Source organism: Roseobacter sp. CCS2, from assembly GCF_000169435.1.
Lineage (GTDB): Bacteria > Pseudomonadota > Alphaproteobacteria > Rhodobacterales > Rhodobacteraceae > Yoonia.
In genome coordinates this window covers 467,854-492,877 of sequence record NZ_AAYB01000002.1, presented here as the reverse complement: position 1 = coordinate 492,877, position 25,024 = coordinate 467,854, and the positions used below count along the sequence as shown (strand labels likewise).

Below are 25,024 nucleotides of genomic sequence, written 5' to 3'. Positions count from 1 at the left end.
GCCTAAACGATGCCAACTACCCCGCATCAATCCCCACAATCTCGATCGCAAAGTTCAGGTCCTGCCCCGCCAACGGATGGTTGGCATCCAACGTCACCTCGGTCTCTGTCACTTCCGCCACCGTCACTGGCACCACTTGGCCCTGTGGTGTTTGCATCTGCAATTGCGTACCAACCTCGCAAGGGATCTCGGCTGGGATTTGGTCGCGTGGCACCGCTTGGCGTGCGTCGGGGTTCGCCTGCCCGTAGGCCAGATCACAAGGCACGGCGACGTCCTTTTTATCGCCCACACCCATGCCAGGGATCGCGCTATCAAGCCCTTTGATCACCTGACCGGACCCTACAACAAATTCCAGCGGGTCGCGCCCTTCGGAACTGTCGAACACCTTGCCGTCGTTTAAGGTACCAACATAGGTAATGCGTACGGTATCGCCTGCTTTTGCTTGGCTCATGGGGGTGTTGCTTTCTGCTAAGGAAATTGGTCGACCGTACGCTATGCGCTGGGACCGGGCTTTGCAAACGCATTGCCTCTTTCCGGCCAGACCTTGCCGTGACACGATACGCCTGACTTTGGGAGATGATGATGCCGATCACGACAGTTGTGTTTGATGCCTACGGGACCCTGTTCGATGTAAATGCGGCTGCGATGCAAGCCGCCAAAGACCCGGCACATACCGACTTGGCCGCGGTCTGGCCCGCCGTCGCCCGCGATTGGCGGCTTAAGCAGTTGCAATACACATGGCTGCGTGCTGTGGCTGGACAGCACTGCGATTTCTGGCAAGTAACTCAAGACGGGTTGGATTGGGCACTGGAGGCGAACAGCCTGAGCAATGATGCCACTCGCACCCGCCTGCTTGAGCTGTATTGGGAACTCGCCGCCTATCCAGAGGTGCCTGCCATGCTGCAAACGCTCAAGGCGCGCGGCAAGGCAACCGCTATTTTGTCGAACGGATCGCCGGACATGCTGAATGGTGCCGTGTCATCTGCAGGCATCGGTGATCTGCTGAATGCAATACTCAGCGTTGAGGACGTGGGCGTTTTTAAACCACATGATCGCGTCTATGACCTTGTTGGCGCGCATTTTGACTGTGCAAAGGACGATGTGCTTTTCGTGTCGTCAAACGGATGGGACGCCGCGGGGGCCGCGAGTTACGGTTTCCAAACGGCCTGGGTGAACCGCGCGGGCGACCCAATGGACAGGCTCTATGCCAAACCCCACCATGTGCTGCACGACCTGACCAAAATACCGGAGCTTGCCTGATGCCCAGCTATCAATCTGCCGACGGGCTAAACCTGCATTACACCGACGAAGGCGATGGCATTCCCGTCATCGCGCTGGCAGGTCTGACCCGGAACGGCGCCGACTTTGACCATGTCGCCCCGCATCTGCCCGTCCGCCTGATCCGCCCTGATTATCGGGGGCGCGGGCAATCGGATTGGGCTGACCCCGAAACCTATACAATCCCGCAAGAGGCCGCGGATGTGCTGGCCTTGATGGATCATTTGGGGCTTGAGAAAGCAGCGATCCTTGGCACCTCGCGCGGCGGACTGATTGCGATGGTGTTGGCCGCGACAGCAAAAGATCGGTTATTAGGCGCAGCCCTGAACGACATCGGCCCAGAGATTGCGGATAAAGGGCTTGCGGTGATCAAGGACTACATCGGCCGTAACCCGGCGCAGAAAACTTACGCCGAAGCAGCCGCAGCGCGAGCGAAACTTTGGACCCACTTCAAAAACGTTCCCATGACCCGTTGGCTGGCCGAGGTGAAAGCGCATTATCAAGAGACTGACGAGGGTTTGATCATTCGATATGACCCAAAGCTAAGGGATGCCGTGCTCGCGGCTGGCGCGCAGCCAGCGCCTGATCTTTGGCCGCTGTTCGATGCGCTGGCTGATCTGCCACTCGCGCTTATCCGTGGTGCCAACTCGGACTTGCTCACCAGCGACACAGCCGATGAAATGATGCGACGTCGCCCTGATATGATCCGCGCCGATATCGCCGGGCGTGGCCATGTCCCATTTCTAGATGAACCTGATGCGCTGGACGCGCTGCACCTTTGGTTGGAGAAACTGCAATGAATATCGACATGATACGCGCCGCCGCAGACCGCATCAAAGGGCATGCACGGCGTACACCGATCCTGACTTCACCGTTCCTGGATGACATCGCCGGACGGCGGGTTTTTGTGAAAGCAGAATGCCTGCAACACACAGGATCGTTCAAATTTCGCGGTGGGCGTGCCGCGGTATCGGCACTTGGCGACAGCGCGCTCAAAACCGGCGTCATCGCGTTTTCAAGCGGGAACCACGCCCAAGGGGTCGCCCTCGCGGCGCGCGCGTTCGGTGCCCCTGCGGTTATCGTGATGCCCAGTGATGCGCCGACCATCAAGATCGAAAACACACGGGCACTGGGTGCCGATGTCGTGCTTTATGATCGCGAAACCGAAAACCGCGATGAAATTGGCGCGCGCCTGTCACAAGAACGCGGTCTGACCCTGATCAAACCGTTTGATGAACCGCAGGTCATTGCAGGCCAAGGCACCACCGGGCTTGAAATCGCGGAACAGATGAACGCCATGGGTGTGACCAACGCTGATGTTATGGTGTGTTGTGGTGGCGGCGGGCTAACGTCTGGTATCGCGCTTGCCTTGGCGGCCGATGCGCCGGGGCTGCGGGTCCGCCCTGTTGAGCCGGAAGAGTTTGATGATGTCACCCGGTCATTGATCAGCGGCAAGATCGAAAGCAATGTGCGGCTGGGTGGTTCACTTTGTGACGCGATCATCACGGAAAAACCCGGTGATCTGACTTTTCCGATCATGCAAGAACACTGTGGCCCGGGTGTCGTGGTAAGCGAAGAAGACTGCATGCGCGCCGTTGGCCTTGCCTTTGATCGGCTGCGGATCGTTGTCGAACCGGGCGGCGCTGCGGCTCTTGCCGCGGCTCTTTTCCATCCTGATACATCCGAAGGGGATGCCGTGATCGCAGTGGCTACCGGCGGCAATGTCGATCCGGATGTCTTTGCCAAAGCACTGGAGACCCTGAAATGAGCCGCTTTACGATTGCCAGCTTTAACGTCAAAAATCTGATCGAAGCCGAAGAAGAATATTACCGGTTTGAGGAATATACGCCCGAAGAATACGCTTGGAAACGGGCGTGGTTGGCGGACCAGTTACTGACGATGAACGCCGATGTCGTTTGCTTTCAGGAAATCTTTTCCGAAGCAGCGCTGCGCGATGTTGTCATCGAAACGGATGGGTTGGGACAGGCCGCGAATGAGGCCGTCATACCGCATCGGTCCAAAGGTTACGCCCGCAAGGCGATCTTTCGCAAACTGGCCTATGAGCCTTATACCGAAGCCGGTTTGGCGTTCGCACCCAACAGCTTTGATGGCGGCCCGGGCCAGCGCCGCCCCGGCATTGCGGTGCTGTCGCGGTTTGGATTTGTCGGGGAACCTGAGATCATACAGGACTTGCCAAAACCGCTGACAGTGCCTTTCAGCGATTTGGATGGCAGTGACGGCGGCCAATATCAAATCAAGCGCCTCAGCCGTCCGATCCTTAAGGTACGTATCCCGGTGGGTGACGCGGTGATCACAGTTTTTAACTGCCACCTGAAATCAAAACTGGGCGAACTGCCCCGCCCCGAAGGTGCCGCCTTCCCGCCTGCCGCTAATCTTGTGAACTATGATCCGGCAACACGCGCGATGGGTTCGCTGCGGTCTGCCCTGCGCCGGATGGCCGAGGCTTGGGTGCTGCGCAAGGCCGTGCTGGAAGAGCTGGAAGCAGGCAATCCGGTGATGGTCTTGGGCGATTTCAACGACAACGAACATGCAGTGTCATCCGAGATTATCAGCGGTGAGACCCCATTCAAAAACTACGCATGGATGCGCAGGCACGATGCACAAACGCGCCGGGATCGTTATTCGGACGCAGAAAATGAGATCATTCAGGAAAAAATCAGCAAGGTGCGGCTTTATTCAGCAGAGAAGCTTTTTGTTAAAAAATCCCTGCGCGACATGGTCTATACTTCTGCCTTCGGCGGTGTTTTTGAGAGTATCGACCAGATCCTGATGTCGCGGCATTTTTTGCCGGAATTCGCCGGCAAGATCGGCGAGATGGAGTATTTCAGCGTCCTCAACGACCACCTGACCGACGGATCACACCCCGAAGCGCCTTACAACAAACTGGCCTCTGACCACGGGCAGATCATGGCGCATATGGTGCTGGGCGATCCAGATGGCTGAGGTAACACGCGATGGCGTGACGCTGTATTATGAACACGAAGGGCCTGTGGGTGGGCCGACAGTGGTCTTTTCCAATTCACTCGGTACAACCCTGCACCTTTGGGATCCGATCCTGCCCTATCTGCCCAAAGGATTGCGAATTCTACGCTACGATATGCGCGGGCATGGCAAGTCAGATGTGCCGGACGGACCCTATACAATGGGCCAATTGATCAGTGATGCCGAAGCTGTCTGTGATGCGTGTGAAGTCCGCGATGCGATCTTCGTCGGCCTGTCTGTGGGCGGCATGGTCGGCCAGGGTCTGGCAGTCAAACGCCCTGATCTGATACGGGGGTTGGTCCTATCGTGCACCGCCGCCAAAATCGGCAACTCTGCATTCTGGCAGGACCGCATCGCCCTGATCCACCACGGTGGCATGACAGCCGCGTCGAACCAGATCATGGAACGCTGGTTTGGCCGCGATTTTTATAACAGCCCCGCCTTGGCCCCATGGCAGGCGATGTTTGAGGCGGTCGATGTAATAGGCTATACGGGCGTTTGTGCCGCTATCGCAGGCACGGATTTCTACACATCCACCAGCGGGCTGCGTATCCCGACATTGGGTATCGCCGGAACCGAAGACGGCTCAACCCCGCCTGATCTGGTGCGCGAGACGGTTGATCTGATCCCGGGATCACAACTTGCGCTGATGCGACGGGTGGGACATTTACCCTGCGTGGAGCAACCCGAAACCTATGCGGGTCATCTGACAGGATTTCTGCAAAGCGTCGGGCATATCTGAGCAGTGGGGTGGATTGTATCCACCTTACGTCACCGGCACTCTGCGCTTGCAAACTGAACCCATCAGTTTAACCCTGCGCTGATGAACAAACGCCTTGCCGTTACTTTTATCCTGATCTCGGTCATGCTGGACAGCATGGGAATTGGGCTGATCATGCCCGTGATGCCCGATCTGATCCAAGAGGTCGAAGGACAAGGGCTGGGTGCCGCTGCGGTCTGGGGCGGCATTCTGGCGACTGTTTTTGCCGCGATGCAGTTTTTGTTCGGCCCCACACTGGGGAGCCTGTCTGACCGGTATGGGCGCAGGCCCATCCTGATCATATCCTTGGTGATCATGGCGTTTGATTATGTGTTGATGGCGCTGGCGCACACGATCTGGCTGTTGGTCATCGCGCGCATCATCGGTGGGATCACGGCCGCAACGCAATCGACCTCTGCTGCTTATATGGCCGACATTTCCAAGCCTGATGAAAAAGCGGCCAACTTTGGTCTGATCGGGGCGGCCTTTGGTTTGGGTTTCGTTCTTGGCCCATTGATCGGCGGTGTATTGGCCGAATACGGCACGCGCGCACCGTTTTGGGCTGCGGCTTGCCTTGCTGCGGCGAACGCCATCTTTGGCTATTTCGTTCTGCCCGAAACAGTGACTGACCGCATCCGACGACCCTTTGAATGGCGGCGGGCAAATCCATTGGGCGCTTTCAAGAACATCGGATCACTGCCCGGCCTAAAACGGCTATTACTGATCACTTTTTTCTATACGATCGCGTTTTTCGTCTATCCCGGCGTCTGGGCCTATTTCGGGGCCGAACGCTTCGACTGGGGCCCGGGGATGATTGGCCTGTCACTTGGCCTTTTCGGGATTGGGATTGCCATAGTGCAAGGATTGTTGATCCGGCCGATCCTGAACCGGATCGGGGAACGCAAAGCGGTAATCCTGGGGCTATCAGTCGATGTACTGGCGTTTGTTGCCCTTGGCTTTGTGACAAATGGCTGGGTTGCACTGGCGCTGACACCGCTTACAGCTTTCGGGTCCATTGCAGGGCCAGCTTTGCAAGGGATCATGTCCCGCACGGCATCTGATGATCAGCAGGGCGAATTGCAAGGGACGGTTACATCCATCAACGCAGTTGCGACGATCATCGCCCCCTTGATGGTCACGCAGACCTTTTGGTTCTTTACCTCTGCCAATGCGCCCTTCTATCTGCCCGGTGCACCCTTCCTGTTATCGGCCCTGCTGACCATTGGCTGCATCATTGTTTTCATGCAAACGCCAAGGCCAAAGCGCGCGCGCGTCACCTGAACGCCGTTTTCTGACTTGCACGCGCCGCCAACCCACCGCAGGGTCGCCGATAAGACACGCACCAAGGACAACCCCATGAGACATATCAAAGCCGCCGTCTGCCGTGAATTCGGCGCCCCTCTGACCATTGAGACGGTGACACTTGCCGCGCCAGACATAGGCGAGGTCGAAGTCACTTTGAAAGCCTGCGCGATCTGCCATTCCGACATTTCCTATATGGACGGGGCATGGGGTGGCATATTGCCAGCAGTTTACGGCCATGAAGCGGCCGGGCACATCACCGCGGTTGGCGATGGTGTGCGTGGTGTCACGGTGGGCGATCCGGTGGTTGTGACGCTGATCCGGGCTTGCGGCACCTGCCCATCTTGTGCGGGTGGCAGCCCGGTTGCATGCGAGAGCGATATGGCAAGCGGTCCGATCAAAGGCAAGAACGGTGAGGCAATGCATCAGGCGATGCACACAGGCGGCTTTGCCGAGCGGGTTGTGGTCGACCAAAGCCAAGTAGTGAAGCTTTCCGACAGAATATCCATGGAGGCTGCGTCGCTTTTGGCTTGCGGTGTGATCACCGGGGTTGGTGCCGTGGTTAACGCAGCACATCTGCGCGCCGGACAGGATGTGGTGGTGATTGGCGCGGGTGGTGTGGGACTGAACGCAATTCAAGGGGCGCGGATCGCGGGGGCACGCCGTATTATTGCGGTAGATATGTCTGAAGAAAAGCTTGCGATTGCCAAGGAATTTGGCGCAACCGATGGTGTGCTGACCACCGCAGAGAAACCATGGCGGCTTGCCAAAAAGGCCATGGGGCGCGGGGCCGATGCGGTCTTTGTCACCGTCGGCGCGATCCCGGCCTATGATATGGCGCCGCAGTATCTGGCAAACGGTGGCAAGGTGATCATGGTCGGCATGCCGCATTCGGGCGCGCGGTCATCTTATGAGCCGGTGATGCTGGCCGCGACCGGGCAAGGTATGGTCGGGTCCAAAATGGGCGATGTGGTCATTGCGCGAGATATTCCGTGGATGGTGGACCTTTACGAACAGGGGCGTTTGAAGCTGGATGAATTGATTTCGGGACGCTGGTCGCTGGATCAAATCAACGAAGCGATTGCGGATACGAAAACCGGATCAGCCAAGCGCAATGTGATTGTGTTTGACTGACTGACCCGCTGATAAGGTGGATCATGATCCACCTTACGCGTCCATTGCATCCTTCCAGTCATAAACGACAACGCCTTGGACCGCTCTTGCATCCAATGACTGGTAAAGCGCACGGGCAGGCGCATTGCTTTCCTCCGTTGCCAGCCAAATTGCATCGCACCCGCGCGCGCGGGCAACATCGCAAAGCCTGACACACATCCGCTTAGCAATACCCTGCCGCAAATAGGCATCCCGTACCCCCACCTCGGCGATAAAGAACGCAGGCGCTTTGTCTGGATGCAGCATCACCTGCCCGCTGGCCATCCCCACAACTTCGGCTTTATCGAACGCCAAGACGATCTCATGCAGGGGATCGGCCAAGAATGCCTCTGCCTGATCAGGTCGTATCGCGTGATCGAAAAGCCCCTCTTTGACGCCAAGAAGGATCTTCAGATCTGCTGGACCCAAGTGGCGAAGCGTGATTGTCTCGGCCATATAAATGCCCCCTGTTGGAAGATCACATTCATGAAACTCGCCGATCTTGATATCATTGTCACGGCCCCACCCGCCCCCGGCTGGGGTGGGCGTTATTGGATCATCCCAAAAGTGACGACAGATACCGGTATCGTGGGCTACGGCGAATGCTATGCCTCTTCCATCGGGCCAGAGGCGATGAAGGCCGTGATCACTGATGTATTCGCACGCCATATGGCTGGCGAGAACCCCGAAAACATCGAATTGATGTTCCGCCGGGTCTATTCTGCGGGTTTCACGCAGCGCCCCGACCTGACAGTCATCGGCGCATGGTCCGGGCTGGAAATGGCGTGTTGGGACATTTTGGGCAAAGACCGTGACCGACCCGTGCACGCCCTGATCGGCGGGCGCATGAATGATCGCATCCGCGCCTATACCTACCTTTACCCCCGCCCGACACATCCACTGCCAGACTTCTGGGCAAGCCCCGATATGGCGGCAGAAGTGGCGCTTGATATGGTCGAGAAAGGCTATACCGCCGTCAAATTCGACCCCGCCGGCCCCTACACCATCCGCGGCGGGCATATGCCGTCGATGCATGATATTTCGCTATCGGTTGCCTTCTGCAAAACGATCCGCGAGGCGGTGGGCGACCGGACCGATCTGCTGTTTGGCACCCATGGGCAGTTCAGTACGGGCGGTGCCATCCGGCTGGGTAAAGCGCTGGAGCCCTACAGCCCGCTTTGGTACGAAGAACCGATCCCGCCCGACAACGTGGCTGAAATGGCCAAGGTGGCGAGGGCGGTGAATATTCCCGTCGCCACCGGCGAACGGCTAACAACCAAGGCCGAATTCGCGCCGGTCCTGCGGTCAGGTGCGGCCACGATCCTGCAACCTGCGCTGGGACGGTCCGGTGGCATCTGGGAAACCAAAAAAATCGCGGCATTGGCCGAGGTCTATAACGCACAGATAGCCCCACACCTTTATGCAGGCCCGGTGGAATGGGCGGCAAACATTCAGCTTGCGGCCTCTATCCCCAACATCCTGATGGCCGAGACGATTGAAACGCCGTTCCACAACGATCTGATCAAAGGCAGTCTGCGTGTAGAGAACGGCTATATCCCCGTCCCAACCGCCCCCGGTCTTGGGATCGACGTTGACGAAGACCTCGCACGCGCGCACCCGTACGAGGGGGATGGGCTGCACCTGCAAATGCAGGAGGAGCCAATCGGATACCATGGTGTGAACAGTTTTGCGGGTGGTGCTCCGGTGAAAAGGTAGGCAGACGGTACGAAGTTCGACCGTATCCGGCTTAGGCATATGGAAGGCAGCTTTGAGCCCACACCGGAAGTGCTTAAATCTTCCTGCGTGCGCTCGCAGCATGAAAAATGCCGCGCGCGCGAGAAGCAGTATGCTGTATCGCGGCAAAGAAACCCGTCATTCGAGGAAATCACAGCGCGGTTTGGTCAGGCTCTAAGGCCGCTAACAGACGTGTCCTTTTCGGCAAGTCGGTTCAGCGCTAAACGTACTTCAGCGCATCCAATCGTGCAGTCAGCAACTTCTTAACCGTCAAACCGACCAACGCACCGGTATCGACCAGTTGCTGCTGCGCAATATCGGCGTTGGTGTTGATCTTCTCGAATCCTGCGCGGAGCGCTGTGGTGTGCGCCTCAAATTTTGGATTTCTGTCAATATGGGGCACTTCAAACTGGGATCCAATGCGGAATAGTGGCGCGCCCTTTGAGTCCAAAATTGTAAAGATAAACAAGAAGTTGTCGAACTGTTCACCAGACTTTCGATAATTGCGGATAAGCACTTGGCTGTCGCGATTTGCCATCAAGTCGCCAGCAATAGTCTTTCGCACATGCTTTTGGGTATTCGGACCTTGCAAGAACCGGCAATTCTTTCCCAGAGCTTCAGTCGGACCAAAGCCTGTCATGCGATAGAACGGGCTATTGGCTAGGATGAGTGAATCTTCTGGCAAGTTTGGGTCGCTGAGTGCCAAAGGAATCTGTGACGCTTCAAAAAAGTCATGAATGACCTGTGGGACATCGATTGAAGACATAAATTACTACCTGCCGTGGAAAATGCAGGCATGGTTTGCCCGCATCTCCTTTACGTGTATTTCGGCTTAGATGCTAAGTGTTTTCTCAACATTTTTAACCTGAACGCGGGCCATGCCTAAGTTAGCAGCTTTCTTGTCAAGTGCGACATACAAGAAGACCGTTGGAGTTTTTTCCATTGGACGGATCAGGTGAAACTGCTTGCCCAGTGTGATCAGGATGTCGTCAATGCTGTCATTCAAGCCAAGCATTTCGATTGCGTTCAGTTTTGCCTTCACAACTTCGGTGTTTGCGGCACCTGCTGCTTCGAGGTCCAGCTTGCCGCCGCCCTCAGAGGCCATCATCAGCCCAGTTTCACTATCTACCAAGCATGCCCCGATGAAGCCGCCAATGGCGCTGAGGCCAGAGATATCAATTGCCATGTGTTCGTCCTTACTTACTTCAATTTTATTGTCAATTTCGTTTTCGACTGATGCAGTCTTCGGCTGAGGTTCTTCTTCATCCTTCTGAAGCCAGATAGCACCAAGCGCCTTTTGCAAAATCTTCAACTTCTTGCTCCACTTGCGTAAGCACCCTCGCATAATCGAGACTGTCTGAACCGTTTACCGACAAACACGATGCCAAGACCTCAGCATGCGCATCATCAAGTTGTTGATCGTGCAATAATACGTCCCGAACTTGGCCAACTGTGGCCAAAACTATGTCTTTCGAGATCGGTTGCCTAATTTGTGATACCGCCGCACTAAGACTAGCTGCAATGCTCTGCGCGGAGGCGGTTTTCACATATGCTTCCCGCGCCTCATCCGGTACATCTTTTGGCCTTTGGTCAGTTGCAGTGTTAGTGGCTTCAACTGGAGGCGCAACAGCTTCACGGGTGTCCCAGATCTGCTGTGCAACATTGATTGATGATTTGATCGCAGCCAACAGTGTTTCACCGCCACTTGCATTCCAACTGGCAGGGTCAGTGACCTGTCCCATTTCGGCGGCGTCCATGGCACGATGTGATGCAATTGGACACATTGCGTTGAACAAGCCAGTGGTTTCAGTCACCAAGCGTTTGGTAACTTTATCAAGGTCGGTTGAAGATGCCAGTTGGTCAGCCCGTGTAATGGCCAAAATGCTATTATCACGCAGCCGTTTGGGCAGAGATTTCCACGCAGATTTTTCCGATTGTCGCCACGCTTGATTTGCAGCAGTGCACCAGATCGCAAAATCCATAAACTCTGCGATGAATTTCAACGATCCTGCTGCAAGCCTTGGATCAGAAATCCCTGGCGTATCAATGACGTCGCAATACTGTAGCATCGGCGCATCCAAGGTCATACGAACAACGAGGTATTGATCCCATAAGTCCACATCGGGCTTTGTACTATCAAGCTCGTGTAATTGCCCTTCCTGGGTAAGGCCCTCGCATGCAGACAATGCACCAAAGGTCATCCAAATCACCGGCAATTTAGTGACTGTCACTTTGGCGGGCAAAACCGGGCGGCCAATCAGCATATTCAGCAGCGTAGATTTGCCAGAGCTGAACTCGCCCATCAGCGCGAAACTTGGACGTTGGCTATGCCATGCCGCCATGTGCTGCTTGGCGATATCGCTTACTTGATTTGCCTTCCGCATCGTCAGCCAGTGGTCTCAATATCTGGGATTATTGAAGGACCGTTCACTAGCGCAGCTTCAATTTCGGCAATCTCCAACAACCGGCTATTTACTTCGGCATCGACGCCCAGCTTCTGACGCATTGCCGATTTCTGCTTGTCACCATCAAGCACTGACAATCCTTGCAAAGTCTGCATGTGGCTTGCAAGAAAGTCATGCAGTTGTAAGCGAGCAACCTTGATGAAATCTACAATGTAGATTTCGCGCATATCGTGGATTGTAGTCCGCATATCGTCGGACACGATATCTGCCATACGCTTGGCAAATGCTGACTTATTCAGCTTCTTCGTAAACCAAGTTTCTAGCCAACCTGTTGTTATATCAATCGTCATCGATTGCATCAGCGAAGTTGGCATACGTGCCTCATTCGCTGTGGGAGGCGTTACTGAGAACAACTGGCTATCGTCGTCCAGGATACTGGCATAAAAACTTTCAACTTTTGCTGCCGATGTGGCAAAAATTTCCTGCACCGACATTTGCCCATTCTTACTGAAATCCTGATAAGTTTTGTTAAGCGCACGTCTTAGACCATCAGTATCAGCATCCCAATCACCCGTTGTTCCACCGCTACTCAAAACGGCCTCAAGGGCTTTTGTCTCGTTCGAGATGAAATTGCGGTAGATTGCCGACATATCGAACAACATCTTTTCAGAGCATTTTTTTGTCACGCGGGTACATTCGGTGTCCAGTTCTGACAGCAAACCATCCATCTGATCAACAAGCTTGTTGACGTCCAGATCCTTGCGGATTGGCGTTGCATTATTGAGTGCTTGTCGCATCAATACCGAAGACTGTTGGCAGAGGTCAAAGGCTTGCGTGCGTAGCTTTTGAAGGAAAGGTTCTCCAAAAGCTTTGACTGCCTTGGTCTCAATCACATGTTGGAGCTCGGCCAAACCAGATAGATCATGGGTCTTGGTGCTATTCGTCTCAGACATTCCAGCTGGTCGCGTTGAGGGACCATCCTTTTCCAAACGATCATCAACCAATTTTTCTAAGGTGCCGATGCTGTTGCCAAGGACATCTTTCGTGACCCCAAAGGATGCAGCATTTGCCCAGAGCGCACTCCCGAAAACAATTGGCAAATCTTCAGGAAGCCCCTGTTGAATTAAAGTATGGCGAACGTAAGCATCAATTTCAGAAATTTGACGATCTGGATCATTCAGTTCGTCAATGCGGTTGATAAATAGAACAATCTGATCGTGCTGAAGCGCCAGCAGGATACGCATCAAAGCGATATCAACGGTTGTAAAAGTCTGATGTGCGCTTAGCACAATGACGCAAATATCCGAGTCTGCAAGATTATCAAGCGTCACGGTTTCGCGAACCAGAAACGGGTCATTCACCCCAGGTGTATCACGGATCACCGTTGGTAATGCATAGTGAGGATCATCAATGAACAAGTCGGCCGACTTGGTTACATCTGCAAAACGTCCCTCCGTGTCGCCTTCGTCATCTCCAAGGCAAACGTATTTTTTGATCAGTTCGGGGTGAAACCCTGTAAAGTTGTGCGTGCTCCCCAGAAGATACTTGAAGTTCTTGCCCAAACGACGCTCCGCGGCTGTCTGCATTGCCGTGATTTGCTCTTGGACCTCCGCAAACTCTTCATCAAAGTTTGCCCGTTGTGCAACCTCGCCCAAGCGTCCGCCGCCCGTCACCATTTCACTCCACTCATCCTGCGAAAAGAATGTGAAAACCGCACGGTGATCTCGGGGTTTGGGAGTGTTGATATGAACGGATGTGACAACGGACGTCCAAGGGTTCACGTCGGACGGTAACATCTCGGGCTTGCCGATAAGGCTATTTGTCAGCGCAGTTTTCCCAGCTTTCACCTGCCCAACGAGAGAAATGCGGACTTGAAATTTTTTTATAAGCTGCTGCATATCGGTGATGCGCGCCATTGCGTCGGGCACAGCACAATCCTGCAAACGAGACAGCAGCGAATCCAGCCACTCTAACCCCGCACGAAGATTGGCACCGTCAGATCTTTCAGACGATTGCAGCAACTGCAAATGTATGTCGATTGGTTTTTCTTCAGACACGCCGCAACTCATACATATAGTAACACTATTTTGCTGGTCTTTAGGTGATTTATGTGACCGAAGTATGGCTAGTTTACATCATAACAAGCTACGTAGCGTCACCGAACCTTCGGTGTCAATCTTGCCTTCGCATTGAAGCGTCCGGTCAGCGTTATAGCCTTTGAATGAAACCCCTACCCCACCTAGGTTTCTGGCTGCAGCACTTGAGGCTAATTGCATAACAGCACGGAGCTGGTCAAGGTGCGCGCCGGGCGGCATCGCTGCCGGCCAGCAGCCTCGCTTCGCCGACCAGTTATCTTCATCATTACCCTTCTGGCCGACCAAAGCACCGATAATGTCCGCAATAGTGCTGGGTTGCGGTGGCGGCTGTCCATCACTCAGCTTGTAGCGCAACTGCTGCCCTGACTTTGCTCCAGCACGCAACACATCCACAAATTCCTCGAAATCGGCAGCGCCCGCCATGATTTGAACGCCAGATGCATCAGCGCTGCAAACAATCTCATTCTGACCGATTTCAAAACGCAGTTGACGTGGCGTCTCGCAGCGGGCAATGCGCTCCAAGACCCGCCAAATGAATAGATTACCATTGTCCAAAGAATCAGGCTCTTCGACCGATGCCGTCGGTGCTGCGAATGGGAAATCACCCAAGGACCTAAATAGCAGCCCAAGATTGATGTACCTACGTCCATGAAATGCGAGCGAACCGTGCCCGGATACCGCATAGACTTGGTCATCGACTTGCAAAACAAGATGGTTGACCGCGAAAGGCACGGCGATCGTCCGCCAGATTGCTATGCAATCAGAAATGACGCTGGCGTCATAGGCATCACGGCTATCGTCATGCTGATAGATACAGTCGATCATATCGTCTGAAAACGCGGACGCGGACGCAATCTGCGATGCTTGTACAGCAGGCCAATACTCGATGTTCAAATGTTTGTTCACTCTGGGACCGACTTAAAGATTGCAAAATGCACTAACTACTTGCCACAGAACTTACCAGTGTTGTTGGTCAGATTTCGGTTTCACGACTCTTACCTGCCGTTGTTTGTAGAAAAACAGCTTCCAGAAGCCAGTATCATACCCATGCCGTACCCCAAGTCTTCTACGAGCCATCCGCAGACCAGCACCTCTGAGTGAGTCAAGAGTGCACATTGATTTTGAGTGTCGCTCTTTTGGAAAAACGAATGCAATAGACTGGACAGCATGTATTCAAAGTTGGCCGTTTTAAATGACCGGTTCGATGATCCGGCTATATTGTCGTATGATTGACGCTGCGCTGGCGAAATCTTTCTGCGTGAGCAAACGCCGCACGTGCACAAGTCCGGTTTGTCCGCATAGCGGACGATCACCCATGATCCATATTTTCGTCAAACGTCCCGAACACCTTTCCAACCCAGCCAACCTCTCCTATCATTGAACTGCGTTCATTGAAATGAGGATGACATGGCGACAAAAACCGAAATCCGGCGGCAGGAACTACGCGACAAGCTGATCCTCATTGCCGAACGAACGATTGCGCACGACGGCCTCAGCGCCCTGCGTGCCCGTGATCTGGCCAAAGATGCAGGCTGTGCCGTCGGCGCCATCTACAATGTCTTCGGCGATCTGACCGATCTGGCACTGGCTGTAAATGCGCGGACATTTCACCGGCTTGGGGCCGATGTGGCCGAGGCGTTGGCCGATGCCCCCGAGGACCCCGTCGAGCAGCTGATTGTGATGGCGCAAGCCTATCACGCGTTTGCGGCGGGTAACCATCTGAGCTGGCGCGCCCTTTTTGATATTGAACGCGCGCCGGGTGAAGCGGCCCCCGATTGGTATCTGCAAGAGATGGGACAGCTTTTCACTTATATCTCTGATCCGTTGGCGGTGATTTTCCCCGGCCGGGATGCCGAAGAACTCGCCTTACTGACCCGCGCGCTGTTCTCTTCTGTGCATGGCATCGTGCTTTTGGGGCTGGATGAGGCCAGCGCCGGTGTCTCAACAGAATATATCGACCGGATGATCGCCCTTGTTTTAAGGCAGTTTGCAGCCTCTCCGTAGTTATTTGAACAATGTTCAATATTTTTCTTGCAATAAGAAATCAGATTCGCTATCTCTATTTCATGAACATTGTTCAAGCACTAAAATGAAACGGAGAGACCCATGTTTAAGACACTTGCCACACTGATCAACGGTCAGAACGCCCGCGCCGAAGACCGCGTGCGTGATGCCTTTGCAATCGAGTTGATCGACCAGAAAATCCGCGAAAGCGAAAACAGCCTGCGCGCCGCAAAAGCGACCCTTGCCAGCCTGATCCAGCGTCAGCGGTCCGAGGAAAAGCAGCATGCCGCCCTGAAGACCCGTATCAGCGACCTGACCAAACGCGCCAAAGAAGCGCTGGACAATGACCGCGAAGATATGGCCGAAGAGGCCGCCCGCGCCATTGCCAACATGGAAAATGAACTCACCGTCCGCAGTGAGACGCTTGACCGCTTGGACCAAAAAGTCATGCGCTTGCGCACATCGATCGAAAGCGGCCATCGCCGGATTATCGACCTCAAACAAGGTGCCATTCAGGCCCGTGCCGTGCGCCGTGAGCAAAATATTCAGGTGCAGATGGTCAAAACTGGCGTGACACACGGCAGCGTCGAAGAAGCTGAAGAACTGATCAGCCGTGTGCTGGGCAAGGATGACCCGTTTGAGCGGACCGAGATCCTGGCCGAGATCAACAGCGATCTGGATGGCGACAGCCTGACCGACCGCATGGCCGACGCAGGTTTTGGCAGCGCGACCCGCGCCACAGCCGATGATGTGCTGGCCCGCCTGAAATCAAACAAGAAATAAACCCTCTACACATCCCCCCTCTTGAAAGGAAAATCCAATGTTTAACAATAAATCCGACAACGGCCTGATCATGTTCGTCAACCTGCTGGGTGTAGGTGTCGCCTACGCGATGCTCGGTATCTCGCTCTGGCTGTCAACCGATGTGCCACTGTCAACCAAAGGGTTCTGGGCCATCTCCGTTATGATGCTGACCCTGTCACTGGTGAACTTCGTCAAATACCGCTTCGATGAGCGTATGTCAGAAGATCGCATTCAGCGCTTGGAGGCCGCCAAGAACGAAAAACTGCTAGAGGATTATGTCGGCGAACCCCTCTGATCACCGACATAATTGCCCTGCCCCTTTCCCCGGGGGCGGGGCTTTTTGCTTTTCAATTGTCCCTCCCTTCGCCAAAGTTGGTTCCATGAAATTCTTGCGTCAGTTTGCAGCCCGGATCGTTGGGCAATCCATCCGTATCTTCGCCCGCGCCATTACGGCGGTGCGCGCCGACTGGAAAGGGATCGAACCGGTCCCGCGCCAACGCGTCTATTTCGCCAACCACACCAGCAACGCCGATATGCCGATGATCTGGTCGGTCCTGCCGCCATCCATGCGGCGCACGGTCCGCCCGGTGGCGGCGGCGGATTACTGGCTGAAAAACAAGATACGCGCATTTGTCGGCCCCGAGGTTTTTAACTGTGTCCTGGTCGACCGCCGACCAGAGGTGAAAGACAAACCGATGGATAAGATTATTGCGGCGCTCGACGAAGGGTCATCGCTGATCATCTTTCCCGAAGGCAACCGCAATATGACCGATGATCCGTTACTGCCGTTCAAAGCAGGGCTTTATAACATGGGGGTCGCCCGGCCAGAGGTTGATCTGGTCCCCACATGGGTCGCCAACCTGACCGAGATTATGCCCAAAGGCGAAATCATTCCCCTACCCTTGATTTGCACGGTCACCTTCGGCGAACCGATCCATGTGCGCGACGACGAAAGCAAGGATGACTTTCTTAAACGTGCGTCCGACGCCCTATTGGCCCAGCGCCCAGAGGTGCGGACATGACCGACACGATGACAGACATCCTGCTGCTAACCATCGGCAGTTTCGGTATCCTGATTGCGCTGACGTTTCTGGGCGAAGTGCTGCGCGCCCGTGAAGACCCCGGTTTCAACAATCCTGTCCTAGATACCTACATGACCCGCGTGCAAAGCTGGTGGGGCATGGTGGCGTTTGTGGGTTTTGCCCTGCTGATGGGCCGGATCGGGGTGATGGTGCTTTTCGCCTTTGCGTCCTTCGCCGCGTTGCGCGAATTCCTGACACTGACCACCAAAGCACAGGCGGATCACCTGTCGCTGGCCCTTGGGTTTTTTGCAGTTTTGCCACTGCAATATGTTTTTGTCGGTCTTGGCTGGGATGGGCTCTATTCCATTTTCATCCCGGTCTACGCCTTCCTGCTCTTGCCGATTGTGTCTGCCCTACGCGGCAATCCTGATCGCTTTCTGATGCGGGTCGCCGAAACGCAATGGGCGCTGATGATTGCAGTATTCTGTGTCAGCCATGTGCCTGCACTGATGAACCTTGATATCAGTGGATATGGTGACCGTTCGCTACTACTGGTCGCGTTCCTTGTCATGGTCGTGCAGTTTGGCGACCTGCTGGAATACTTTTTTGGTCGCCGGGTAGGGCGCACGCAAATTGCACCGGGTCTGTCGCCTAAAACATGGGAAGGTGTGCTTTGCGGCGTTGGGTCTGCGATGCTGGTTGGCGCGCTGCTGAACTGGATCACACCCTTTGGCGTCTTCGGGGCCATGGCCATGGCAGGCACGGCGTCATTGGTGGGCATGTTCGGCAGTCTGGTCGTCGCATCAATCAAGCGCGACCGGGGGGTCAAAGACTGGTCGCATCTGATCCCCGGTCAGGGCGGCTTTGTTGACCAGCTTGACAGTGTGATCTTTGCTGCCCCAATTTTCTACCACCTGACCAAGTATTTCTATACGTAGCGGGTGAACTGCGTCCATAACGCCAAGGATTTTTAACATGATATATCGCACTCTTTCTCTGGTCGGGGCAGTCGTCTTTTCGACTGGTGCCATGGCGCAAACTACCGAAAGTTATGATGCCGCTTTGGCTGTCTTGCTTGCGAATACGGATGCGTCTGACATCTATGACGACGCTGATGGATCAGGTGAAATAACCTATGAATACAAAGAAGAAGACACCTGCACGCTAGGGTCTGTCACCAACACGACACTTGCGCTGACCGCAGGCAATGTACACGCCATTGGGGGCAGCACCATTGCACTGCGCGATGCAGATCCTGATGCGATCACCATCGGACAAACGGATGCGTGGGGCAGCTTTGTCGATATCCACACGCGCTTTTCGGCGAACACCGTGCGCCATGTGACCCATGCCCGCGATACCTGTACCGCTTACTGTAACAGCGGCGAAACCCGCATCAGCAAGTTTCATATACAAACCGACAAACCTGATGAGGTTGCAGCAGCCGTCAGAACACTGGCACTTGCCTGCGCGGCAAGTGAATAACAGTTTTTGCTGACAAAACGGATAGGCTGACGCCGGATCAAACTGTCCGAAACTGCCCTAGCTTGGACAGGTTTTTCGCCACCAGCGTACCAACGCCCCCAACGCCATGTCGCCGGATCGCGCGGTAATCTTCGCGGCTTTTGCGGATCATGTGGGCGAATGACCGGTTACTGACACCGCCCATTTTCATTTGGACCATCACCTGCGGGATATAGCCCAAACGCACTTTGCCTGAGGTCAGAAAGCGCAACATCGCTTCATAGTCGCCAGCAATCCGGTAGCTCGTGTCATAAAGACCAGAGCGCGCAAATACCTCGCGCCGCAGATAAAGTGTAGGGTGCGGCGGCATCCAACCCCGTTTTAAATGGGCCGCAGAGTAAGGACCTGCTGTCCAATTACGGATCACGCGGGACGCATCATCGCGGGCCACATACTGCAAATCACCGTAAACGCCGTCTATTTCTGGGTTGGCCAGCGCATCAGCCACTTGCGCCAACACATCGGGCGCGGCCAAGGTATCATCGGCATGCAACAGCCCCACAATGTCGCCCGTCGCACGGCGAATACCCTGATTTATGGCATCATAGATACCGCTGTCCGGGCTGGATTGCAGCACCATGTTGGGATGCCCTTCTGCATGCAGATATGCCAGCGTGCTATCGGTTGAACCACCATCCTGCACCACATGTTCCACGTCGACATATGTTTGCGTCCGCAAACTATCCAACATAGCAGGCAAGGTGTCGCGGCCATTCATCACCGCAGTGACAACTGAAATTTTCATGCAGCAGGCTCCTTTATTGATTGCGCGGTTGGGATCACGTCAACGCCAAGCACGTCGCGGATCGCATCCACTGGCGCAGCACCTGTCACGGTCATGTGCCGCCGCACTTCGGCTAGTTTTGCATCAACCAGATAGCGATACCAAAACCCCTGAAGCACATGAAACACGCGTGCCTGCGAACCGTCGCGAAAACCACCGCGCAAAACGTACCGATAGAAAAAATATGCTCCCGCACGCAGCCCTGCGGGCAAGCGCGCATAAATATGGCGCTTGATCCAGCGCTTGATCGCGGCACCGCCTTTCCCCGGCAGCGCTTGTGATGCGGGCAAAAACCCATATTGGGTATTCAGAATGTCCACAACTTCGCGGCTGGCGTACCCATTATGCTTGGCCACCCACCAATCAAGCGGGTTGCGATTATCATCAATAACCTGCCCGCGCAGATGAACCGTAGGGCCCGGCGCAACGATATGTTCATCCATCCAGCGCTGCTCGCATCGCGCACGGCCATTGCGAAACAAGCGCAGTGTTGGCACCGGAAACACACCACCATGGCGTACAGCTTGACCCATAAATATGATGCCCCGGCCTACATAGCAGCCATCCACATCAGGGAGCCCTGCCGCAATTTCTGTGGCAAGCGTATCAGTGATCACCTCATCTGCGTCCAGCCGCAGCACCCATCCGGGTGCCCCCGCGATCTGATCCAACGCCCAATTGAACTGTGCCGCGTGATTGGTCCAAGGGTTGTGCAGTACCTGCGCGCCCAGATCGGTGGCGATCCGCACGGTGGCATCTGTTGAACAGCTATCGACAACCAGAATACGTGTTGCAACACACTGCACCGACGCGATCGCGCGCGCGATATGCTTGGCCTCGTTGTAGGTCAGGATGATCACAGTCAAATGTGTCATGCGACAGCCTCTTGGCGGTTGTGGGACACCAGCCCGCGATAAAGCGTCTCGAACCCATCAACCATCGCGGTTGTCGAAAAATCACGGCGCACCCATGCACGCCCACGTTGCCCCATATCTATCAGGTCAAGCGCCGCGAGCCGCGCAATTTCAGCGGCCAGATCACTGTGTCGTAAGTCGATGCAACGCCCGCATCCATACCGGTCAAGGCCCTGCCAAGGGGTCGTTTGCGTCGTAAGGACCGGGACGGCATGGGCCAAAGCTTCGGCCACCACGATGCCAAAATTTTCAGAGTGTGAGGGAAGTATAAAAAGATCGGCGCGCGCAAAAGCACCCGCTTTTGCTGCACCTTCAACATGGCCGTGTAGGCGAATGCGCCCGTTTGACAGCCGCGCACGCATCTTCAGCGTCCGCACGTAGGACGCATCACCCGTGCCATAAATGTCGAGTGTAAAGGCCGCCGGCAAATGCGCCATTGCATCAAAAAGCGCCTCAAGCCCCTTTTTAGGGTGCAAACGGCTGAGGAACATCAAACGGCGGCGCGCGCCTGCTATGGGCTGGCGTGCCTCTACGGCGGGCACATCAACGGCATTGGGAATAACCACATGCGCCATCGCCCCAAGCCTGCGCAGGCTTTGCCGCGCCTCTTGTTGGGCGGTGACGTGCAGCACGGCGTTGCGTGGACGTAGAATATTTGCGACACGCTCAAACCCGCGTTTGATGCCCAGATGCGGCGCATCCGGCCAATCTTCGGTTGCTTGCAACGCGCCACGCGGGGACCAGACCAAAGGCTTGCCCAACGCGCGCGCCAACATAAACGCAGGCAGCGTCGGCATGTTGTAGGTGCCTGTAACATGCACGATATCCGCCCATTGGAGTGCACCAGGCAAGCGCGCCAGTAAATCCGGCGCAATGCAGTGGCCCGCGACACGGCGCGCATAATGTACAGGATACGGCAACGCGGCTGGGGTGACGCGGCTGTTGATCGCAGGGCCCGCCGCGTCTGACGTCAGCACGCGCAGATCAACATCCGCTAATCCCGAAATCCCATCACAAATCGCCTTTGTCGACCAGATCGGCCCACCCCAATAAGTTGCTGGATAGAACGTGGGAACCACATGCAGAACTTTCATGCCGCCGCCTCGCAATCATCGCGGTGACCAATCACGCGCGCGGGGTTACCTGCCACAATCGCACCTGCTGGCACATCACGGGTCACAATCGCCCCAGCGCCAATCACCGCATACGCACCAATTTCACAGCAAGACGGCAGTATCATCGCGCGCATCCCGATCCACGCACCACGCCCGATTATCTTTGGTACAGGATGGGGTGGTGCGTGTGGATCATGGCCATGATCATGGGTCGAAATTACCGCAAATTCAGACACCAAAACATCATCGGCCAACGTCAAACTGCCCACCGTATCCAGATGCGCAAAGCGGTTCACCTGCACCCGATCCCCGATCTTAAGCGATGCACAGTTACCTTCAGCGGACGCCCCAACACCGTGCCAAAAATAGCAGTTCGCCCCGATCTCGACCGTTTTGGGGCGGTCAAATCGCACACCGGCCTGAAACCGTGTGCCTGCACCAACGTGAGCCAGACTGGCGCGGTGCAGCCGTGTGGCAAACCATGTTCCTACGCGCCGCCGTAAGGCTGCGAGCCCGCGTAAACCCCAGAACCCCAGCTTAAACATACGCGGCCTTTCTGGGACTACGCCGACCAACAGGTCTGACGTCATAACGGGGGACGAAAAGCGCGATCATTGCAAAGATCAAAGCCGCCTGCGCTGACGCCCCAACGATGAAACCGCTGAACGATGAATGCAGGGTCGCCTGAACAAATGGGTAAAGGATAAGCGGATAAAGATAAAAACTTGCATAGCGCAGGCTAAGCCGCGCGGACAAGACCAGCACTTCGGCGCGGCGATAAATCCAGCCCAGCACAAAACCAATGCATGCGCCTGCCCAGCCAAAGTTCATGAAAGCCTCGCCCGGTCCCGTCACATTGAATGCGCCGCCCGTCGTCACCCCCATCACATCCCGCTTAAGGAAAACGCCCAGATCAATCGCCGGTTTTTCCACCCAGATCGCCCGTGGCACCCAGCCAAATGTCCACCAGCCATAGGTTTCACCCAGCAGATAGTTTGCAGGTTTAACCTGATCTGTGACCATAACAGCCGCATTGATATCCAGAAAATAAGTGGACCCAACAATCTGATGCAGCAGTCCGGCCTCGGTGCCGCGCAGGGCCGTCATATAGGCGCTTAACCACAAGACCACGCCCGCCACCGCAGTCATGGACGCAACGGCGCGCAAACCAACCGGGCCGCCAAGCATCAGGTAGGTGGCGCTGCCAAAAACCAGCAGTTCCACCAACTCAAACCGATCACCAGAAATCAGCGCGATGACCACCAACAAGATCGCCAGAATAAAGGCCTGCATCAAAAGCCATCCTGCGCGCTGCACCAACCCTTGCGCCAGCAAAAGCACAAAAGCGAATTTAGGCACGACAAACAGTGTTTTGATCCCGGCCAGCGTCGCGCCGACCCCATCACTGTTCACATTAATCTGCTTGTCCTGATTGAACGCCGATAGCAAATCCGCCGACAACAGCGATATGCCCCGGGCCTGTAAGAGCAGCGCAAAGGTTAGCCCGGCTACCGCAAACGCCGCCGCAAAAAGCCATCCCTGGCGCGCCAAACCCGCAGCGATCATCTGTGCCTCTTGCACGGCAGCGCCCGGATCCATCGGACGCACCGCACAGCGATACCCCAAGCACATCAACAAAATGAAACCTGCCAGGTAAATCGCACCGGTCTGCATGGCACCGGGCGTATCGATATAGCGGCTGTAAAACGCATATTCAGGCTTGGCGGCATAAACCGTAACCTTCACCAGAAAGCCAAAGGCGCAGAAGTAGCCCAACAGATGCATGGGCGACACAAGGCGTAACAGACCATACCGGCCGCCCATCCAAAAAGGGACGACAGTGCAGACCAGCGCCAGTGCCACCATCAAGAGGTTTTCCAAGCCCACCTCCGCATATTCAGCAGAACAAAGGCAGAGGTATCGACACCCAAATGGCGCCAGACGGCCCACCACAAGGCCACACAACCCAAGCTTAGCGCCCCGACATAGCCCACGGCATTGGTGGTCGCTGTCAGATCGGCACCCCAGAAAGCAAACCAAAGAAGATACAGCACAACCATTCCCAGCCGTGCCATCATCGCGTAACGCGGGACGTTGCATAAAGTCGCCACACCAAAGCTGGAGGCGAAAACAACCTGCCCCAGCGCGCCCAGCAAAAGAATTGCAAAGATCAACGTCAGACCGTCGTCGGCATATTCCGGCAATAGAAGCGGCAGCAACGGCATCGCCAGCATCGCAATCGCAAAAAGCACCAATCCTGGCCACATCGCGATCTGGCTACCCTGCGCGCTTGCACTGGCGAGCGACCTTGCGTCGCCTTTGCCATGCGCGGCTGAAATTACTGGCGCACTGACCCATGTCGCCACCGTCACCGGCAGCGCAACCAAATTGGCCACCCGCCGCAGCACAGCATAAACGCCCAATTGTTCGGCGGAAATCACCGCGCCACCGATGATCAGATCAACCTGTGCAACAACCATTCCCAAAACGGATGACGCCCATAGCGACGCGCTCCAATACGGTCGCCAGATGGTTGAAAGCACACCGGACATATCTTTATGGCGACACACCCATATTAAACCACAAAGGGCCAACGCAGACATCGTCAGCGCAGCGCTGGCCACAATCGTATCCGCAGCAGCATGCGGCCCCAACACACCCGCCAGTCCCAAAGCAACCTGTGGTCCTGCGTCGCGCAGTGCCATTGAGGCCTGCACGCTGCCCAGCGCGCGCATGACGCTTGCCAAACAAGCCAGCACGTTCGCCGCGAACCCCGCGCCAAGGATCGCACCCCAAGACCATGTCGGCGCAAGATTGATCGCGCAAGCATAGATAAGCAGGGCCAATATAGCGGGATAAACCAAAGTAATGGTGCATATGTCGCGGGCACGCATGCCCTTTCCATCCGTTAATAATCGCAGCAAAATCACCGGACCACCAAGTGAAAGAACTGTTCCGGCCACCAGTGCCGCGCCCCAAAGCGCTGCAAGACGGCCAAACACTTCAAACCCCAACAGGCCAGCCAGCCCCAGCATCACCGCGAAATTGATACCAACAACCCCTGCCCGCAGGCCAAGGGTCTGTATGGCACTTTGTCTTGCCAACTTTGCGAATTTTGATCTTAACA

27 protein-coding genes are annotated in these 25,024 nt (G+C 55.5%); 14 read left to right on the top strand and 13 right to left on the bottom strand.

The annotated features are described in order from the left end of the window. Nucleotides 1-16: 16 nt before the first annotated feature. The gene (locus RCCS2_RS09065) at nt 17-451 is read right to left on the bottom strand and encodes an FKBP-type peptidyl-prolyl cis-trans isomerase (protein ID WP_008233509.1); all 435 of its coding nucleotides are present in this window, start codon (nt 449-451) and stop codon (nt 17-19) included. A gap of 131 nt (nt 452-582) precedes the next feature. On the opposite strand from RCCS2_RS09065, the gene RCCS2_RS09060 reads away from it, so the two are divergent. From RCCS2_RS09060 to RCCS2_RS09030, 7 genes are all read left to right on the top strand, one after another. Continuing rightward, nucleotides 583-1,260 (top strand): haloacid dehalogenase type II, encoded by a 678-nt coding sequence (locus RCCS2_RS09060; RefSeq protein ID WP_037293985.1) that lies wholly within the window; start codon nt 583-585, stop codon nt 1,258-1,260. Next, nucleotides 1,260-2,078, top strand: a complete 819-nt coding sequence (locus tag RCCS2_RS09055) for an alpha/beta fold hydrolase (RefSeq protein ID WP_008233505.1) — start codon at nt 1,260-1,262, stop codon at nt 2,076-2,078. Before RCCS2_RS09060 ends, RCCS2_RS09055 begins: the two co-directional genes overlap by 1 nt. Then, a complete protein-coding gene (locus RCCS2_RS09050; RefSeq protein ID WP_008233502.1) occupies nt 2,075-3,046 on the top strand; it encodes a threonine ammonia-lyase in 972 nt (323 codons plus the stop codon). The genes RCCS2_RS09055 and RCCS2_RS09050 overlap by 4 nt, the downstream gene beginning before the upstream one ends. Beyond that, nucleotides 3,043-4,242: an endonuclease/exonuclease/phosphatase family protein gene (locus tag RCCS2_RS09045; protein ID WP_008233500.1), complete on the top strand. Its 1,200-nt coding sequence runs from the start codon at nt 3,043-3,045 to the stop codon at nt 4,240-4,242. Before RCCS2_RS09050 ends, RCCS2_RS09045 begins: the two co-directional genes overlap by 4 nt. Beyond that, nucleotides 4,235-5,023, top strand: coding sequence for a 3-oxoadipate enol-lactonase (gene pcaD / locus RCCS2_RS09040; RefSeq protein WP_008233497.1), 789 nt, complete (start codon nt 4,235-4,237; stop codon nt 5,021-5,023). Before RCCS2_RS09045 ends, pcaD begins: the two co-directional genes overlap by 8 nt. Nucleotides 5,024-5,104: 81 nt before the next feature. Further along, on the top strand, nt 5,105-6,322 hold the full coding sequence (locus RCCS2_RS09035; protein WP_008233484.1) for a TCR/Tet family MFS transporter: 1,218 nt from the start codon (nt 5,105-5,107) through the stop codon (nt 6,320-6,322). 75 nt (nt 6,323-6,397) lie between these two features. Then, nucleotides 6,398-7,477: a zinc-binding dehydrogenase gene (locus RCCS2_RS09030; protein ID WP_037293800.1), complete on the top strand. Its 1,080-nt coding sequence runs from the start codon at nt 6,398-6,400 to the stop codon at nt 7,475-7,477. Nucleotides 7,478-7,510: 33 nt separating this feature from the next. Here RCCS2_RS09030 and RCCS2_RS09025 read toward each other — a convergent pair whose 3' ends face one another. Then, nucleotides 7,511-7,951 (bottom strand): GNAT family N-acetyltransferase, encoded by a 441-nt coding sequence (locus RCCS2_RS09025; RefSeq protein ID WP_008233480.1) that lies wholly within the window; start codon nt 7,949-7,951, stop codon nt 7,511-7,513. A 30-nt stretch (nt 7,952-7,981) separates the two neighbouring features. Here RCCS2_RS09025 and RCCS2_RS09020 point away from each other — a divergent pair, with 30 nt between their 5' ends. Continuing rightward, complete coding sequence (locus RCCS2_RS09020) at nt 7,982-9,211, top strand: mandelate racemase/muconate lactonizing enzyme family protein (protein ID WP_008233478.1); 1,230 nt, start codon at nt 7,982-7,984, stop codon at nt 9,209-9,211. A gap of 238 nt (nt 9,212-9,449) precedes the next feature. Here RCCS2_RS09020 and RCCS2_RS09015 read toward each other — a convergent pair whose 3' ends face one another. From RCCS2_RS09015 to RCCS2_RS08995, 5 genes are all read right to left on the bottom strand, one after another. Beyond that, nucleotides 9,450-9,995, bottom strand: a complete 546-nt coding sequence (locus RCCS2_RS09015) for a PAS domain-containing protein (RefSeq protein WP_008233475.1) — start codon at nt 9,993-9,995, stop codon at nt 9,450-9,452. A gap of 66 nt (nt 9,996-10,061) precedes the next feature. Then, nucleotides 10,062-10,541: a roadblock/LC7 domain-containing protein gene (locus RCCS2_RS09010; RefSeq protein ID WP_198007026.1), complete on the bottom strand. Its 480-nt coding sequence runs from the start codon at nt 10,539-10,541 to the stop codon at nt 10,062-10,064. Further along, complete coding sequence (locus RCCS2_RS17910; protein WP_008233469.1) at nt 10,492-11,613, bottom strand: dynamin family protein; 1,122 nt, start codon at nt 11,611-11,613, stop codon at nt 10,492-10,494. Before RCCS2_RS17910 ends, RCCS2_RS09010 begins: the two co-directional genes overlap by 50 nt. 2 nt (nt 11,614-11,615) lie before the next feature. Beyond that, entirely contained in the window at nt 11,616-13,691 is a 2,076-nt protein-coding gene (locus RCCS2_RS17905; protein WP_198007025.1) for a dynamin family protein, read from the bottom strand. Nucleotides 13,692-13,769: 78 nt separating this feature from the next. Beyond that, complete coding sequence (locus tag RCCS2_RS08995) at nt 13,770-14,555, bottom strand: hypothetical protein (RefSeq protein ID WP_232204254.1); 786 nt, start codon at nt 14,553-14,555, stop codon at nt 13,770-13,772. Between the two features lie 582 nt (nt 14,556-15,137). Here RCCS2_RS08995 and RCCS2_RS08990 point away from each other — a divergent pair. From RCCS2_RS08990 to RCCS2_RS08965, 6 genes are all read left to right on the top strand, one after another. After that, nucleotides 15,138-15,734, top strand: a complete 597-nt coding sequence (locus tag RCCS2_RS08990; protein WP_008233466.1) for a TetR/AcrR family transcriptional regulator — start codon at nt 15,138-15,140, stop codon at nt 15,732-15,734. A 102-nt stretch (nt 15,735-15,836) separates the two neighbouring features. Then, a complete protein-coding gene (locus tag RCCS2_RS08985; protein WP_008233465.1) occupies nt 15,837-16,517 on the top strand; it encodes a PspA/IM30 family protein in 681 nt (226 codons plus the stop codon). 37 nt (nt 16,518-16,554) lie between these two features. Then, the gene (locus RCCS2_RS08980) at nt 16,555-16,833 is read left to right on the top strand and encodes a hypothetical protein (RefSeq protein WP_008233464.1); all 279 of its coding nucleotides are present in this window, start codon (nt 16,555-16,557) and stop codon (nt 16,831-16,833) included. An 85-nt stretch (nt 16,834-16,918) separates the two neighbouring features. After that, nucleotides 16,919-17,560: a lysophospholipid acyltransferase family protein gene (locus RCCS2_RS08975; protein ID WP_008233462.1), complete on the top strand. Its 642-nt coding sequence runs from the start codon at nt 16,919-16,921 to the stop codon at nt 17,558-17,560. Further along, nucleotides 17,557-18,498 carry a phosphatidate cytidylyltransferase gene (locus RCCS2_RS08970; RefSeq protein WP_008233459.1) on the top strand — a complete coding sequence of 314 codons (942 nt, stop codon included), beginning with the start codon at nt 17,557-17,559 and terminating at the stop codon, nt 18,496-18,498. Before RCCS2_RS08975 ends, RCCS2_RS08970 begins: the two co-directional genes overlap by 4 nt. 37 nt (nt 18,499-18,535) lie before the next feature. Further along, nucleotides 18,536-19,045: a hypothetical protein gene (locus RCCS2_RS08965; RefSeq protein WP_037293794.1), complete on the top strand. Its 510-nt coding sequence runs from the start codon at nt 18,536-18,538 to the stop codon at nt 19,043-19,045. A gap of 37 nt (nt 19,046-19,082) precedes the next feature. Here the strand turns inward: RCCS2_RS08965 and RCCS2_RS08960 are convergent, their stop codons facing one another. From RCCS2_RS08960 to RCCS2_RS08935, 6 genes are read right to left on the bottom strand one after another with little or no spacing between them, the layout of a single operon-like run. After that, complete coding sequence (locus tag RCCS2_RS08960) at nt 19,083-19,829, bottom strand: glycosyltransferase family 2 protein (RefSeq protein ID WP_008233455.1); 747 nt, start codon at nt 19,827-19,829, stop codon at nt 19,083-19,085. Beyond that, complete coding sequence (locus tag RCCS2_RS08955; protein ID WP_008233453.1) at nt 19,826-20,743, bottom strand: glycosyltransferase family 2 protein; 918 nt, start codon at nt 20,741-20,743, stop codon at nt 19,826-19,828. The genes RCCS2_RS08960 and RCCS2_RS08955 overlap by 4 nt, the downstream gene beginning before the upstream one ends. Beyond that, complete coding sequence (locus tag RCCS2_RS08950; protein ID WP_008233452.1) at nt 20,740-21,876, bottom strand: glycosyltransferase; 1,137 nt, start codon at nt 21,874-21,876, stop codon at nt 20,740-20,742. Before RCCS2_RS08950 ends, RCCS2_RS08955 begins: the two co-directional genes overlap by 4 nt. Beyond that, a complete protein-coding gene (locus RCCS2_RS18765) occupies nt 21,873-22,442 on the bottom strand; it encodes an acyltransferase (RefSeq protein ID WP_008233451.1) in 570 nt (189 codons plus the stop codon). The genes RCCS2_RS08950 and RCCS2_RS18765 overlap by 4 nt, the downstream gene beginning before the upstream one ends. Continuing rightward, a complete protein-coding gene (locus RCCS2_RS08940) occupies nt 22,435-23,778 on the bottom strand; it encodes an oligosaccharide repeat unit polymerase (RefSeq protein WP_156788491.1) in 1,344 nt (447 codons plus the stop codon). Before RCCS2_RS08940 ends, RCCS2_RS18765 begins: the two co-directional genes overlap by 8 nt. Next, entirely contained in the window at nt 23,763-25,001 is a 1,239-nt protein-coding gene (locus RCCS2_RS08935; RefSeq protein WP_037293976.1) for a lipopolysaccharide biosynthesis protein, read from the bottom strand. Before RCCS2_RS08935 ends, RCCS2_RS08940 begins: the two co-directional genes overlap by 16 nt. Between the last annotated feature and the right edge of the window lie 23 nt (nt 25,002-25,024).

What these genes read in the sequence shown, in the direction of transcription:
- RCCS2_RS09065 (WP_008233509.1), bottom strand. Translation starts at nt 451, where the DNA reads ATGAGCCAAGCAAAAGCAGGCGATACCGTACGCATTACCTATGTTGGT.
- RCCS2_RS09060 (WP_037293985.1), top strand. Translation starts at nt 583, where the DNA reads ATGCCGATCACGACAGTTGTGTTTGATGCCTACGGGACCCTGTTCGAT.
- RCCS2_RS09055 (WP_008233505.1), top strand. Translation starts at nt 1,260, where the DNA reads ATGCCCAGCTATCAATCTGCCGACGGGCTAAACCTGCATTACACCGAC.
- RCCS2_RS09050 (WP_008233502.1), top strand. Translation starts at nt 2,075, where the DNA reads ATGAATATCGACATGATACGCGCCGCCGCAGACCGCATCAAAGGGCAT.
- RCCS2_RS09045 (WP_008233500.1), top strand. Translation starts at nt 3,043, where the DNA reads ATGAGCCGCTTTACGATTGCCAGCTTTAACGTCAAAAATCTGATCGAA.
- pcaD (WP_008233497.1), top strand. Translation starts at nt 4,235, where the DNA reads ATGGCTGAGGTAACACGCGATGGCGTGACGCTGTATTATGAACACGAA.
- RCCS2_RS09035 (WP_008233484.1), top strand. Translation starts at nt 5,105, where the DNA reads ATGAACAAACGCCTTGCCGTTACTTTTATCCTGATCTCGGTCATGCTG.
- RCCS2_RS09030 (WP_037293800.1), top strand. Translation starts at nt 6,398, where the DNA reads ATGAGACATATCAAAGCCGCCGTCTGCCGTGAATTCGGCGCCCCTCTG.
- RCCS2_RS09025 (WP_008233480.1), bottom strand. Translation starts at nt 7,951, where the DNA reads ATGGCCGAGACAATCACGCTTCGCCACTTGGGTCCAGCAGATCTGAAG.
- RCCS2_RS09020 (WP_008233478.1), top strand. Translation starts at nt 7,982, where the DNA reads ATGAAACTCGCCGATCTTGATATCATTGTCACGGCCCCACCCGCCCCC.
- RCCS2_RS09015 (WP_008233475.1), bottom strand. Translation starts at nt 9,995, where the DNA reads ATGTCTTCAATCGATGTCCCACAGGTCATTCATGACTTTTTTGAAGCG.
- RCCS2_RS17910 (WP_008233469.1), bottom strand. Translation starts at nt 11,613, where the DNA reads ATGCGGAAGGCAAATCAAGTAAGCGATATCGCCAAGCAGCACATGGCG.
- RCCS2_RS08995 (WP_232204254.1), bottom strand. Translation starts at nt 14,555, where the DNA reads ATGATCGACTGTATCTATCAGCATGACGATAGCCGTGATGCCTATGAC.
- RCCS2_RS08990 (WP_008233466.1), top strand. Translation starts at nt 15,138, where the DNA reads ATGGCGACAAAAACCGAAATCCGGCGGCAGGAACTACGCGACAAGCTG.
- RCCS2_RS08985 (WP_008233465.1), top strand. Translation starts at nt 15,837, where the DNA reads ATGTTTAAGACACTTGCCACACTGATCAACGGTCAGAACGCCCGCGCC.
- RCCS2_RS08980 (WP_008233464.1), top strand. Translation starts at nt 16,555, where the DNA reads ATGTTTAACAATAAATCCGACAACGGCCTGATCATGTTCGTCAACCTG.
- RCCS2_RS08975 (WP_008233462.1), top strand. Translation starts at nt 16,919, where the DNA reads ATGAAATTCTTGCGTCAGTTTGCAGCCCGGATCGTTGGGCAATCCATC.
- RCCS2_RS08970 (WP_008233459.1), top strand. Translation starts at nt 17,557, where the DNA reads ATGACCGACACGATGACAGACATCCTGCTGCTAACCATCGGCAGTTTC.
- RCCS2_RS08965 (WP_037293794.1), top strand. Translation starts at nt 18,536, where the DNA reads ATGATATATCGCACTCTTTCTCTGGTCGGGGCAGTCGTCTTTTCGACT.
- RCCS2_RS08960 (WP_008233455.1), bottom strand. Translation starts at nt 19,829, where the DNA reads ATGAAAATTTCAGTTGTCACTGCGGTGATGAATGGCCGCGACACCTTG.
- RCCS2_RS08955 (WP_008233453.1), bottom strand. Translation starts at nt 20,743, where the DNA reads ATGACACATTTGACTGTGATCATCCTGACCTACAACGAGGCCAAGCAT.
- RCCS2_RS08950 (WP_008233452.1), bottom strand. Translation starts at nt 21,876, where the DNA reads ATGAAAGTTCTGCATGTGGTTCCCACGTTCTATCCAGCAACTTATTGG.
- RCCS2_RS18765 (WP_008233451.1), bottom strand. Translation starts at nt 22,442, where the DNA reads ATGTTTAAGCTGGGGTTCTGGGGTTTACGCGGGCTCGCAGCCTTACGG.